This window comes from Paenibacillus sp. 01L418, from assembly GCF_056400045.1.
On sequence record NZ_JBFTSN010000155.1, the window covers coordinates 1 to 13277 of the forward strand.

Annotated in this window: 12 protein-coding genes and 1 pseudogene; 7 read left to right on the forward strand and 6 right to left on the reverse strand. The window is 46.7% G+C overall.

All coding sequences use genetic code 11. The features are described 5' to 3' along the window. Nucleotides 1-156: 156 nt before the first annotated feature. From AC1DSE_RS18600 to AC1DSE_RS18620, 5 genes are all read right to left on the reverse strand, one after another. Nucleotides 157-1086 carry a DMT family transporter gene (locus AC1DSE_RS18600; protein WP_477510984.1) on the reverse strand — a complete coding sequence of 310 codons (930 nt, stop codon included), beginning with the start codon at nt 1084-1086 and terminating at the stop codon, nt 157-159. Nucleotides 1087-1181: 95 nt separating this feature from the next. Further along, nucleotides 1182-2255, reverse strand: a complete 1074-nt coding sequence (locus tag AC1DSE_RS18605; RefSeq protein WP_477528013.1) for an ABC transporter substrate-binding protein — start codon at nt 2253-2255, stop codon at nt 1182-1184. Continuing rightward, a complete protein-coding gene (locus AC1DSE_RS18610; protein ID WP_076268477.1) occupies nt 2255-3055 on the reverse strand; it encodes an ABC transporter permease in 801 nt (266 codons plus the stop codon). The genes AC1DSE_RS18605 and AC1DSE_RS18610 overlap by 1 nt, the downstream gene beginning before the upstream one ends. Further along, complete coding sequence (locus AC1DSE_RS18615) at nt 3039-3857, reverse strand: ABC transporter permease (protein WP_076268478.1); 819 nt, start codon at nt 3855-3857, stop codon at nt 3039-3041. Before AC1DSE_RS18615 ends, AC1DSE_RS18610 begins: the two co-directional genes overlap by 17 nt. Beyond that, nucleotides 3847-4956 (reverse strand): ABC transporter ATP-binding protein, encoded by a 1110-nt coding sequence (locus AC1DSE_RS18620; RefSeq protein ID WP_477528014.1) that lies wholly within the window; start codon nt 4954-4956, stop codon nt 3847-3849. The genes AC1DSE_RS18615 and AC1DSE_RS18620 overlap by 11 nt, the downstream gene beginning before the upstream one ends. A gap of 201 nt (nt 4957-5157) precedes the next feature. Between AC1DSE_RS18620 and AC1DSE_RS18625 the strand changes: the two genes are divergently transcribed. The 7 genes and pseudogenes from AC1DSE_RS18625 to AC1DSE_RS18655 all read left to right on the forward strand — a co-directional run bounded on the left by AC1DSE_RS18625 (nt 5158) and on the right by AC1DSE_RS18655 (nt 12320). Then, on the forward strand, nt 5158-6594 hold the full coding sequence (locus tag AC1DSE_RS18625) for a PTS mannitol transporter subunit IIBC (protein ID WP_441877736.1): 1437 nt from the start codon (nt 5158-5160) through the stop codon (nt 6592-6594). 94 nt (nt 6595-6688) lie between these two features. Continuing rightward, nucleotides 6689-6835 (forward strand): annotated as a pseudogene (locus tag AC1DSE_RS18630) (HTH domain-containing protein); the annotation flags it as partial. 183 nt (nt 6836-7018) lie between these two features. After that, entirely contained in the window at nt 7019-8719 is a 1701-nt protein-coding gene (locus AC1DSE_RS18635) for a BglG family transcription antiterminator (protein ID WP_477510986.1), read from the forward strand. Between the two features lie 2 nt (nt 8720-8721). Further along, the gene (locus AC1DSE_RS18640) at nt 8722-9159 is read left to right on the forward strand and encodes a PTS mannitol transporter subunit IIA (protein WP_477510987.1); all 438 of its coding nucleotides are present in this window, start codon (nt 8722-8724) and stop codon (nt 9157-9159) included. Beyond that, a complete protein-coding gene (locus AC1DSE_RS18645) occupies nt 9156-10328 on the forward strand; it encodes a mannitol-1-phosphate 5-dehydrogenase (RefSeq protein WP_477510988.1) in 1173 nt (390 codons plus the stop codon). Before AC1DSE_RS18640 ends, AC1DSE_RS18645 begins: the two co-directional genes overlap by 4 nt. 5 nt (nt 10329-10333) lie before the next feature. Next, a complete protein-coding gene (gene ptsP, locus AC1DSE_RS18650) occupies nt 10334-12067 on the forward strand; it encodes a phosphoenolpyruvate--protein phosphotransferase (RefSeq protein ID WP_477528015.1) in 1734 nt (577 codons plus the stop codon). After that, nucleotides 12060-12320: an HPr family phosphocarrier protein gene (locus AC1DSE_RS18655; protein WP_339206371.1), complete on the forward strand. Its 261-nt coding sequence runs from the start codon at nt 12060-12062 to the stop codon at nt 12318-12320. Before ptsP ends, AC1DSE_RS18655 begins: the two co-directional genes overlap by 8 nt. 230 nt (nt 12321-12550) lie before the next feature. On the opposite strand, the gene AC1DSE_RS18660 is transcribed toward AC1DSE_RS18655, so the two are convergent. Beyond that, on the reverse strand, nt 12551-13277 hold a 727-nt coding region (locus AC1DSE_RS18660), incomplete at its 5' end, for a YhgE/Pip family protein (RefSeq protein WP_477528016.1).

Genomic DNA, 13277 nt, shown 5'->3' on the forward strand with positions numbered 1-13277 from the left:
AACACACACTGTTCTTTAATAATCCTTTTTATGTAAAAAATAAAAGAGTTTCGTACTAAGTTAGTCCAACTTAGTACGAAACCCTCACATGATACATTTTTATACAATTAGAATTCGATCTCATAAACTATCAACCACAATTATGAATCACAAGAATTAACCATTCGACTCCACTGTCTTCACGGACGATTTGCTTCGCGATTTGCTCTCGATGCTGATCCATATCAGTCCTGCGGCCATGCAGCCTGCGCCACACATTTGCAGCAGCGCGATCTTCTCATCGAACATCACATACCCAGCTACAACAGCCGCCGCCGGAACCGCATAACGGAAAAAGTTAGAACGCGTTGCGCCAACCTTGAACATACATGCATTCCAAACGACAAAAGCGACAACGGTGCAAATCAATACATTATAGCCAATGGATAAATAATGCCCCGCCTGTAGAGCCGACCAATCGGTTTGCCCCCAAGCCCCAAAGGTGAGCGGCAGCATAAACAACGACCCAAAAGCTATCGTCCACGTGCTGACACGCAGAGCAGAGTATTGCTTCATAAGCGACATGGAGCTTAGATTAAATAACGGACCGACAATACTGACTCCAAGCGCCATCAAGTTGCCGATCATATTATCAGATGAGAGACTGAAGCTTTCACCGCCGCCCAGTATGACGAAGCATACTCCAACAATGGATATCGCTCCGCCAACAATGAGCCTCTTCGTGATGGTTTCGCGCATGAATAAAGGGGCAAACAATGCAGCGAAGATCGGCCACGGCGCTACGTTCAGCAGCGACGCGTTGGCTAAGGTCGTATATTTAATCGAGTACATCACCGTAATTTCGAGCAGTGTAATGCCAACCAACCCAATGACAGCAAGCTTCGGCACGATTCGCCATGGAATGCCCACGCTGCCCTCTCTTAGCTTAAGAATGAGAAAGAAAAACGGAATAGCCAATCCAAATCTCAAAAACGAGAAAACGATGGGATTAAACGACTCCATAGCTAACCGCGATATGCCGAAGTTCGCTCCCCACACAACAGCGATTAGTATAAGACCGCCGTAATTCATCCATCTGCTATTCATGCTCTCCGCCCCATCTATTCACATTTGCCGCCTCATCTGGAAATATCTCATCCAGCATAGCATGGGAATCATTAGAAAAATGCTATCTCTTTTGTTTATTTCTTATGCATTTTAAACTCAAGGAACAACTCGTTATAGTGGGCCAGCATTCTTTTGCCGAGGTTGTCGTAAACCTCAAGCCTTTCGGTCAGCTCTTCATCTGGGTAAAAACGCTCATCGGTCGCAATCTCCTCAGGCAGCAGCGCCAGCGCCGCCTCATTCGGAGTCGAGTAACCGACATATTCCGCGTTCTGAGCAGCCACTTCAGGGTCGAGCATGAAGTTGATAAACTGATGCGCGCCTTCGATATTTTTGRCCGTCTTCGGAATAACCATATTATCGAACCATAGATTCGAGCCTTCCTCTGGCACGATATAATCAAGCTTATCGTTCTCATCCATAATTTCCGATGCATCACCCGACCAAACAAGACCGACTGCCGCTTCTTCGTTTGCAAGCAGCATCTTGATTTCGTCACCGACAATCGCCTTCACGTTAGGCGTCATCTGGAGCAGCTTCGCTTTCGCCTCCTGCAAATGAGCCTCTTCCGTATCATTTAGCGAATAACCCAAAGAGTTAAGCCCCATGCCCATAACCTCGCGAGCACCGTCCAGCAGCAGGATCTGGTTGCGCAAGCTTTTATCCCATAGATCATTCCAACTGGAGAAGGTCAGATCCCCGACTAGCTCTGGATTGAACACAATTCCGACAGTCCCCCAAAAATAAGGAATGGAATAAGCGTTGTCTTGATCAAATGATAAATTCATGAAACGTGGATCGATATATTTTAAATTCGGGAGTTTCGAGTGATCGAGCTTTAAGAGCAAACCATCCTCTTTCATCTTGCTAATCGCATACTCAGAAGGAATGCTAACATCAAACGTCGTACCGCCTTGTCCAATTTTGGTCATCATCGCTTCATTCGAATCGAAGGTTTGGTAAATGACCTTAATGCCCGTCTCTTCCTCAAAGCGGTCAAGCAGCTCGGGATCAACATAATCGCCCCAGTTGTAAATTGTCAGTGTATTGCTTCCGCTGTAGCCTTCACTATCATTCAAATACGAAGTCAGGTAGATGAGGCCAAATGAAACAACAAACACGATTACGAACATACGCACCAGCTGTGTCATTAGTGTCCCTCCTTGCTTGACGGCTTCATATTTCGTTGATTAATGAAGTAATAACCAACGACCAGAATGATCGTAAATAAGAAAATAAGTGTCGACAACGCATTGATCGATAGCGACACACCTTGGCGCGCCCGCGAGTAGATCTCAACAGACAGCGTAGAGAAGCCGTTGCCGGTTACAAAAAATGTTACCGCAAAGTCATCTAGCGAATACGTCAGCGCCATAAAGAACCCTGCGAATATGCCCGGCCTAATGAATGGAAGCACGACGCGCGTCAGCACCTGCCACGAGCTGGCACCAAGATCATGCGCCGCATCAATCAACGTTGAGCTCATTTCCTGCAGCTTCGGCAGCACCATAATAACGACAATCGGAACACTGAACGCAATATGCGACAGCAAGACGGACACAAAGCCCAGCTTGATGCCAATCATCGTAAATAGGATAAGAAAGGACGCACCGATAATAACATCGGGACTTACGATCAATACATTGTTGAGCGTCAAAAGCGATTGTTTCGGTCGATTGCTGCGAATGTGATGAATAGCTATCGCACCAATAACACCAAGAATCGTCGAAATTGCAGCGGACAGCAGCGCAATAACGAACGTGTTCAGGACAATGATGAGCAAACGCGTATCCGCAAAAACCTCTTTGTAATAATCAAGCGTGAAGCTCTCGAAATTACGCATCGAGCCGCCGCTATTGAACGAATAAAACATTAAATAAAAAATAGGCGCATAGAGTACTGCAAACACGAGTACAAGATAGATGTTCGACCATTTATTTTTTCCGCGCATCTGCCGCACCCCGCTTTCGATTGCCAGTTAACAGCATCATCGCCGCCATTGCTAGAATCAAGAACACAGCAATCGTCGAACCCATACCCCAGTCCTGCGTCACGAGAAAATGCTGCTCGATTGCTGTACCTAGCGTAATAACCCGATTGCCGGCAATCAGCCTCGTAATCATGAACAGAGATAATGCAGGTATAAATACAGCCATACAGCCGGATTTCACACCACTGATCGTTAGCGGAAAAATAACACGCCGGAACGTCGTCCACGCGGATGCGCCAAGATCACGCGCCGCATACACAAGCGTCGGATTCATTTCCTCCAGCGCGTTGAAGATCGGCAAAATCATAAAAGGAATAAAGATATAAACCGATACGAAAATAAAGCTAAAGTCCGTAAACAAAATTTGCTGTTTCGGAATGCCGATCGCTTCCAGTACGGAATTCGCAAAGCCGTATGTACCGAACAAGCCAATAAACGCATAAGCCTTTAGCAGCAAATTGATCCAGCTAGGCAGTATAATAAGCAGCAGCCAGAGCTGTTTATGCTTAGTTTTTGTCAATAAATAAGCAGCCGGATACGCGACAAGCAATGATATTGCGGTTATCAGAAACGCATACCAGAAGGAGCTAAGCGTCATTTTCATATAAACCGGCGTAAAGAACTTCACATAATTGTCCAGCGTGAAGTTGCCCTCTACATCAAAGAAGGAGTAATAGGCAATTAACACGATCGGCGCTATAACAAATAACACAATCCAAGCCATATACGGTATGAGATAAAAACTACGTGATTTATTCGACATCTGCGGCCTCGCTGTATGCTTCAAGACGCTTATCGAATTCTTCTTCCGTTTCACCTAGTCTCATAACATGGATGGCTTCTGGGTCAAAGGTTAATCCGATCTGCTCCCCTACTGTAGCTTTGCGAGTGGAATGGACAAGCCACTCATTGCCTGATTCATCGTAACAGCAAATCTCGTAATGTACGCCGCGGAACAATTGTGAATCTACACGTACTTGCAGCTTACCGTTCTCTGAAGAAGTTATTTCCAAATCCTCTGGCCTGATTACAATATCAACAGCCTCATTTGGCGTGAGCCCTTGATCGACGCATTCAAATGAACGACCAGCGAACTCCACCTCGAAGTCACGTGCCATTCGGCCGGGTACAATATTGGATTCACCAATAAAATCCGCAACAAAGCGATTGATCGGCTCATCGTAAATATCTGTTGGCGTTCCACTTTGTTGAATTTTTCCTTCATTAATAACGAAAATTTCGTCAGACATCGCCAGCGCTTCCTCTTGGTCATGCGTAACAAATATAAATGTGATGCCAAGTCGGCGCTGCAGCTCGCGCAGCTCGTACTGCATTTCCGTGCGAAGCTTAAGATCAAGTGCGGATAACGGCTCGTCCAGCAAAATAATTTCCGGTTCGTTCACGATCGCCCGCGCAATGGCAACGCGCTGCCGCTGACCGCCGGACATCTCCGAAATCTCCCGTGATTCGTAACCGTCCAAGTTGACGAAACGAAGAGCATCCTTCACTYTATTCGTCACATCCGCATTTTTCATCTTCTTGATTCGCAGGCCAAAGGCAACATTCTCGAACACATTGAGATGAGGAAAAAGAGCGTAATCCTGGAAAACCGTATTCACTTGGCGTTCATTCGCTGGAACCCGGTTTATCACTTTATTATGGAAATAGATTTGACCCTCTGAGGGTTCAGTGAAGCCAGCTATTAGCCGGAGCACCGTCGTCTTGCCGCAGCCAGACGGACCAAGCAGCGTATAAAATTTGCCTCGCTCTATTGTAAAGCTGACGTCTTTGAGGACAGCAGCAGCATTATGAGCATATTGTTTTGTCACATGTTCAAAACGAATAATCGTTTGGTCTTGCATATCGCATTCCCCTTTGCAGTTTTAGAAGAAACAATAGTGATTATACAGCATCCCCGAAAATCAGCAATACTAAAAGGAAAAATGATGTCAACAATGCTCATGACGCAACCTGTTTTTCAATTCATTGAATATGAAAGCGCTATACATTACGATTAATTCAGGTTCAGTTAGTGAACATTATTATAAATTGGAGGTTTAAGCATGAGTAAACTGACATCCGAGCAACCGGTATCCGGCGGAGTTAAAGTTTCCGTACAACGATTTGGTCGTTTTCTAAGCGGCATGGTCATGCCGAATATTGGCGCTTTTATTGCATGGGGACTCATTACGGCACTATTTATTCCAACAGGCTGGTTTCCGAACGAAAGCCTAGCAACACTTGTTGGACCGATGATTACCTACTTGCTCCCTATACTCATCGGCTATACCGGTGGTCAAATGATTCACGGCGTACGCGGAGGCGTAGTCGGCGCAATCGTCACACTCGGCGTTATTGCTGGGGCGGACATTCCCATGTTCCTCGGAGCCATGATCGTTGGCCCGCTAGCCGCATGGGTGCTGAAGAAATTCGATCAATCTATTGAAGGAAAGATTCCTTCGGGCTTTGAAATGCTCATCAACAATTTCTCGTCCGGCATTATTGGCGGCGGCCTTGCACTGATTGCCTTCAAAGGCATCGGGCCGGTCGTAGCCGCATTAAGCAAAGTACTTGCTTCAGGTGTGGAGTGGCTGATCAACACAGGTTTCCTGCCGCTTGCGAACATTTTGATCGAGCCAGCTAAAGTACTGTTTCTCAACAACGCGATTAACCACGGCATACTAGGTCCGCTCGCGCTGGATCAAGCATCACAAGCCGGCAAATCCATCATTTACATGCTGGAATCCAACCCAGGACCTGGTCTTGGCATTCTGCTTGCTTATTGGGTATTCGGAAAAGGAATGGTTAAGCAATCGGCACCAGGCGCTGTTGTTATTCATTTCTTCGGCGGTATTCACGAGATTTACTTCCCGTACATTCTAATGAATCCGCGTTTGATTATTGCAGCTATTGCTGGGGGTGTTGCTGGTACATTCACCTTCTCCATCTTCGGAGCTGGTCTTGTCGCCGCGCCATCACCGGGCAGCATTATCGCCTATATCACCATGACGCCAAAAGGCGGACTACTAGCAATGCTAAGCGGCGTAGTCGTCGCAACAATCGTTTCATTCCTTGTCTCTGCTGTTCTTCTTAAAACAAGTAAGCAGGCAGGAGATAACGACAACGAGCTTGAGCTCGCTGCACAAAAAGTTCAGCAAATGAAAGCTGAATCCAAAGGAAATGCTGCTTCACCTGCCGCAGAACAAGTACAGCTAACGAAAGAGCAAGTGAACAAAATTGTATTTTCCTGCGATGCGGGTATGGGCTCAAGCGCGATGGGCGCTTCCATATTGCGCAAAAAAATAAATGCAGCTGAGCTGCCGATTACCGTTATCAACACGGCGATCAACGATATTCCAGGCGATGCCGACATCGTTATCACCCATAAAACATTGACTGACCGCGCACGCCTAAAGGCGCCAAATGCAGAGCATATTTCCATTGATAATTTCCTTAAAAGTCCAGAGTATGACTTGCTCGTACAAAGACTAAGTTCATGACTTCATACTTAACGCTGACAGTTTACTGTCGGCGTTAAGTCCATTCTTCTGCTAAGGAGGATAGCCTATCAAAGCCTCAACTAGGCAACGTCGAATTATCGAACTGCTGCTGAGTCAAAAGCAAGAAATTACCGCAGCCGATATCGCGTCCATTGTCGGTACGAGCACAAGGACGATCCATCGCGAGCTTGTCGATATCGAATCGTTACTTGCCGCAAACGGCATTGCACTTCACAAAATAGCAGGGCTTGGTATTCAAGTAGAAGCAGACTCGGATACTCTTGAGCGATTCAAACAATCGTTTGAGCCATCTGATTACTTTGAATATTCGGCTGAAGAACGAAAAATCGTTATTCTCTGCAGGCTGCTTGAGCATGACGAGCCGATAAAGCTGTTTGCACTCGCCCATGAGCTGCGTGTAACGATGCCGACCATCAGCCATGATCTCGATGAGCTGGAGGAACTGATCAATAAACATGGGATGACCCTTGTTCGCAGAAGAGGGTATGGCGTTGAAATTATTGGATCTGAAGAAGATAAGCGTCATTCGATTAGCTTGCTTGCCATAAATCATCTTGACGATTCCGATTTATTCGGTCAATTCAAGAACCTTACAGTCTCAAATCCGATCACAGCACAGCTGCTCGACATGATCGGCAAAGAAAACTTTAAGCGGCTCGAGCATGCGCTATGGGAACTAAATGACGAATGGCCACATACGTTGTCCGAATCTAACTATACAAGATTGCTTATTAAGCTGTCGGTTGCATTAACCCGAATAGAGAACAACTGCTTTGTCTCAGCAAGCGAATATCGTCATTCTGATGAAATCATTCCCTTGCTGCGAAGCTTGCTGGTTGCGCTCAATCTACAGCTCCCAATAGAAGAAAAAACATATCTTTCACAACTGCTGAATAGCGAAGCTTTTCTAGATAACGGCCTGTTGATTCATCATGAAGATATGCCGACCATTGAAGGTGTCAGGCTGCTCATCCGTTATGTCGAGGATCAGCTAAACATGTCGCTCATGGAGGATCGATCGCTGGAGGAAGGACTTATTCAGCATATAAAACCAGCCTTTCAACGCATTAAGGACGGCATCGCCATCCGCAATCCGATGTTAGTGCCGATCAAAAAAGATTACGCTATATTGTTTTCCATTGTTCAAAGCGCTGTACAACAGGTTTATCCGCTTCTACAAGTGCCTGACGAGGAGATCGGTTATATCGTTATGCATTTTGGAGCTTCCCTTGAGCGGTTAAAGCCTTTTCCAAGAAAAATAAGAGCTGTTCTCGTTTGCACGAGCGGCATCGGTTCATCCAAGCTTTTAGCTGTCAAAATTGCTAATGTACTGCCGCAAATCGACTTGATCGGTCATTATTCATGGTATGAAGCGACAAGGCTTCCGCCGAGCCGCTATGATTTGATCATTTCAACAGTTGATTTGCCGTTAGAGCCCGACCGCTATATTAAGCTGAGTCCTCTGCTCACGCCGGAAGAAACAAATAAGCTTCGCAGCTATATAGAGGGCACCACCTTGAAGAAGGCCGCTCCCTCCCTATCAGCAACCGAAGACACGGCAGGCCAGTCACCTCTGGATCGTTTGCTTCAGCTTCAGCTGTATTCCGGCATCGTTCTTCAGCTGCTTGACGGCTTCCATGTGCATGATTTAACGCTGTTGCCAGATCAAGATCGATTGGACCACCAGCTGCCGAGTATGCTTTCCTTAATCGGAAAGCCGTATATCGATGCAAATCGCGAAAAAATAGCCGATCAGCTGCTCGCAAGAGAGCTGCAAGGAAGTCTCGTCATACCAGATACCGAGCTTGCCCTGCTTCATACACGCAGCGAGTGGATTAAAGAGCCACTGCTTGCTTTATATCGATATGATCGAACTTTGCAGCTAGGCGAGGATGAAGATGCGCAGGCCAAGCACCTGTTGATGATGCTCGGCCCTCTCAAGCTTGATTCCTATAGCCTTGAGCTGCTAAGTGAAGTTAGCGCAATGCTGCTGCTGCCGAATCTGCTAACTTTATTAGCGCATGATGATGCGGCAAGCATTAAGTTGTTTATCTCAAAGAAGCTGGAACAATATATAAAAACCAAATTGGATTGGAGAGAATAATCATGACCATTCTATCTACAGAGAAAGTAAAATTAAACGTTAACCTTAAGGACAAATACGAAGCGATCCGCATGGTTGGACAAATGCTTGTTGACGCAGGGCATGCTCCGCACTCGTATATCGACAAAATGATTGAGCGCGAGGAGTCTCTATCCACTTATATCGGCGGAGGGCTTGCTATGCCTCATGGCACGAATGAATCGAAAGCACTTATTAAATCCACAGGCATGGCCATTATTACCGTACCGGCTGGCGTAGACTTCGGCGGCGAAGAGCCTGCTCAATTAATTATCGGCCTAGCGGCTGTCGGCGACGATCACCTTGATATTTTGACCAATGTTGCTGTGCTCGTGTCTGAGGAAGAAGATATGCAGCGCATCTTGAACGCTTCATCGGAGCAAGAATTGATTTCAATCTTTGAATCGGGGATGGAATCATGAAGGCCGTTCACTTCGGCGCAGGCAACATAGGCAGAGGTTTTATCGGTTTGCTGCTGCATAACGCGGGCTACGAGGTATGTTTTGTTGATGTAAATGATACGCTTGTCTCGCAGCTGCAGGAAAAAGGGCAATATGCGGTTAAGATTGCAAACGAGCAAGGCGACACGTATCTAGTTGACCATATAACTGCTATTGACGGTAAAAATATAGATTTAGTCGCTAAGACTATCGCAGAAGCGGATATCGTTACAACCGCTGTTGGCGTATCGGTACTGAAGCACATTGCCGCTGCGGTTGCTAAAGGAATTGAGCTTAGAATCGAGAGCGGCAAAGCCGCTCTTCCGGTTATTGCGTGCGAGAATGCCCTTGGCGGCAGCACGATTTTGAAGCAATTCGTATATGGCCATCTATCTGAGGATGTACAGGCGAAGGCCGATCAGCATATCGTTTTCCCTGACGCCGCCGTTGACCGTATCGTTCCGCTGCAGCAAAATGAAGACCCACTTGAAGTTATGGTCGAGCCTTTCTATGAGTGGACTGTAGAGCGTTCCCCATTGCTTAATTCGCTTAAGGAAATTGACGGAGTACACTACGTCGATCAACTGGAGCCGTATATCGAGCGCAAGCTGTTCACTGTTAATACAGGGCATTGCGTTGCAGCGTATCACGGTTTTCTTAAAGGCTGCGAGACGATTCAAGAAGCGATGAACAACAAAGAGATATTGGCAGAGGTACGAGGCGCATTGCAGGAATCAGGAGCTGCGCTTATCCAAACGTATCAATTCGATGAGAAAGAGCATGCGCTTTATGTTGAGCAAATTTTGGAGCGCTTTGTTAATCCTTACTTGGTAGACGAGGTAGTTCGAATCGGCCGCTCGCCTATTCGCAAAATTTCTCCGAATGACCGTCTAGTTAGACCGGCCTCATTAGCTTATAAATTTGGCATGCCTGCCATTCATTTGACCACGGCTATGGCAGCGGCTTTACATTTTAATGCTGTAGATGATCCCGAAGCTGCCGAGCTGCAAGCTTCCATTAAGGAACTAGGCCTTCATTCTACGATAACAAAATATACAGGTTTAGATGAGCAGCATCCGCTTCATATACAAGCGGCAGAGCAATACCGCAAGCTGGAGCAATCCCTCCAATCTGCGGCGAAAGGAGTCTGAAGTTAATGACATTAACACTTAAAGGGATAGCAGCATCACCGGGTATCGCCATTGCCCCGGTCTTCCATCTCGCATCCGAGCGTTTCATACCGACTGAGCAATTTGTGCAAGACAGTGCGCAGGAAATAGAAACGTTCCGCCGTGCTGTTGCAAGCACCCGTGAAGAGGTTGAAGCGATTCGCACAAAAACAGAGGAGCGCCTCGGAGCAGACAAAGCCGAAATATTCGAAGGTCATCTGATGATTTTGGAAGATCCTGATTTCATTGAAGCGATTGAGCAAAAAATAGCCGAAGAATCCATAGATGCTCAATTTGCGCTCCATGAGATATCTAAACATTTTATCGACCTTCTGCAATCGATGGCTGATGAACTGCTAAGAGGACGCGCCGTTGATATTGAGGACGTATCCGGACGCATCATGAGTCATTTGCGCGGCGTTCCGCATACTGACCTAGCCAATCTGTCGGAGGAGTGTATTATCGTTGCGCGCGATCTGACGCCTTCAGATACTGCTCAGCTTAATTTGAACTTCGTACGCGGTTTTGTCACAGAGATAGGCAGCCGCACCTCGCATTCTGCCATTATGGCGCGATCATTGGAAATACCAGCAATCGTAGGGATCGGCCAAGCGGTTCACGATATGAAAGAGCAAGCCGTCATTATCGTTGATGCGGCTGAAGGCATTGTCCTAATTGAGCCTACGGAAGAAGAGCTTGCAGCCTATCAAGAAAAGAAACAAAAGGATGATCTGCGCAGAGCGGAATTAAGCAAGCTGAAGGATAAGCTCACTTTATCCAAGGATAGCAAGCAAGTAGAGCTGGCAGCCAACATCGGCAGCTTGGAAGATATTCAGCGGGCAATCGACAACGGCGCCGAAGGAATTGGGCTTTTTCGTACCGAATTTCTATATATGGGGCGCAGCTCCCTCCCAACGGAGGAGGAGCAGTTCACCAGCTATAAATATGCGCTTGAGAAAATGAACCCTAAGCCAGTCGTCATCAGGACACTTGATATAGGCGGAGACAAGGAGCTCCCCTACATGGAGCTGCCAAAGGAAAGCAACCCATTCTTAGGACAGCGCGCGCTGCGCCTATGTCTCGATAGACAGGACTTGTTCCGTACACAGCTGCGGGCACTTCTCCGCGCCAGCCGCTACGGCAATTTGAAAATCATGTTCCCGATGATTGCCGTATTAGAGGAGCTCCTCGAGGCAAAGAAGCTGCTTGAGGAAGAAAAGCAGAAGCTCATCGCCGAAGGCGTGCAGCTTGCCGAGCATATCGAAATAGGCATGATGGTCGAAATTCCAGCCGCGGCAGTTGCTGCCGATCTTTTCGCTCCTGAAGTTGATTTCTTCAGCATCGGCACTAATGATTTGATTCAATATACAATGGCGGCAGACCGTATGAACGAAACGGTATCGTACCTGTACCAGCCATGGCATCYATCCTTGCTTCGCCTCATCAGCTTCGTTATTCAAGCGGCAGAGAAAGAAGGCAAATGGGTGGGCATGTGCGGCGAGATGGCAGGCGATCAGACAGCAATCCCTTTGCTGCTTGGCCTTGGCCTGCATGAATTCAGCATGAGCGCAGGTTCGATTCTGCAAGCAAGAGAGCTGATCGGACAGCTCGACCAGTCCGAATGGTCGGTTCATGCCAATCAAGCACTGACTATGCGGAGCACTCAGGAAATTACACAATTCGTAGAACGCACAAGAAACGGAGTGATTCATCATGATTAGCAAAACTTACACTATCATCAATCCGACGGGCTTTCATGTACGCCCAACTAAAACCTTCGTCCAAACAGCAAACACCTTTCCTTGTAAAATCAGCGTCATTGCCAAAGGCAAAAAAGTAAACGGCAAAAGCTCGCTTAGCATGCTGACACTTGGTATCGCGATGAATGAAGAAGTGACTTTGGAAATTGACGGCGAACAGGAAGAGCAAGCGCTCGAGACGCTTGGTCAATTGCTCACTGAAATTCACGAATAGCAGATAATTAACGGCTGACCGAATGAGAAGAGATCATCTTAAATGATCCCTTCCAAAATGGTCAGCCGTTTTTGTATATGACTGTGCGGAGTTAGTCCGGCTCACCTCACTTCCTTGCGCTACATTTGTATACAAAAAAAGACGCTCTCATCCACTTTTCATCGTGTTTGAGAGCGTCTTTGCATATTGCGCTGTGTCACGGATTATCCGAGACCAGCCCTTTTTTTAAATTAAACAGATGCCGGAACTGCTGGTTCCAACTGATCGTCCTTCGTTTTCCGATGGGACAAAGTAAAGTACAGATAAGAAAGCACTGCGAACAGAATAGCAATGCCCGCCATAATTGCAACATATCCAGCCATCGAGCTGAAATCTCCGCTTGAGATAATATCTCTAAAGCCTTTGACCGAGTAAGTCATTGGCAGGAACGGCGATACTTTTTGCAACCATCCAGGTACAAGCTCGATAGGGAATGTGCCCGCAGAGCTCGTTAATTGGAAAATAAGCAAAATAACTGCGATAAATCGTCCCGGATTGCCCATTGAAGCAACTAGGAATTGAATAATCATCATAAACGTAATGCTGGTTAGTATGGAGTACATGACGAACAAGCCCATGCTTTGCACTTCCAGCTTCAGCACATAAATAAGAGCAGCATCCGCAATCAATGCCTGAATAGTACCGATTAGCGCTAAAGTGAGTGCTTTACTCAAAAACCAGCTCCAGCCGTTAACTGGACGAACAGCCGGTTCACGAACCGAATATACAATCGTTAATAGCATAGCTCCGACATATAATCCAAGCGATAGGAAATACGGCGCAAGACCCGTACCGTAGTTATCTACCTTCGTTACTTTYTCTACATCCAGCTTCACTGGATCGGAGAACATATCCACCATCGTATCGGTCAGCTTTAGATCAGACGTCTTATCCGACGCTTCATTCAGCTTGCCAGAC

Bases quoted from the DNA above. Each gene is read 5' to 3' on its own strand.
- AC1DSE_RS18600 (WP_477510984.1), bottom strand. From the start codon at position 1,086: ATGAATAGCAGATGGATGAATTACGGCGGTCTTATACTAATCGCTGTT.
- AC1DSE_RS18610 (WP_076268477.1), bottom strand. From the start codon at position 3,055: ATGCGCGGAAAAAATAAATGGTCGAACATCTATCTTGTACTCGTGTTT.
- AC1DSE_RS18615 (WP_076268478.1), bottom strand. From the start codon at position 3,857: ATGTCGAATAAATCACGTAGTTTTTATCTCATACCGTATATGGCTTGG.
- AC1DSE_RS18625 (WP_441877736.1), top strand. From the start codon at position 5,158: ATGAGTAAACTGACATCCGAGCAACCGGTATCCGGCGGAGTTAAAGTT.
- AC1DSE_RS18635 (WP_477510986.1), top strand. From the start codon at position 7,019: ATGCCGACCATCAGCCATGATCTCGATGAGCTGGAGGAACTGATCAAT.
- AC1DSE_RS18640 (WP_477510987.1), top strand. From the start codon at position 8,722: ATGACCATTCTATCTACAGAGAAAGTAAAATTAAACGTTAACCTTAAG.
- AC1DSE_RS18645 (WP_477510988.1), top strand. From the start codon at position 9,156: ATGAAGGCCGTTCACTTCGGCGCAGGCAACATAGGCAGAGGTTTTATC.
- AC1DSE_RS18655 (WP_339206371.1), top strand. From the start codon at position 12,060: ATGATTAGCAAAACTTACACTATCATCAATCCGACGGGCTTTCATGTA.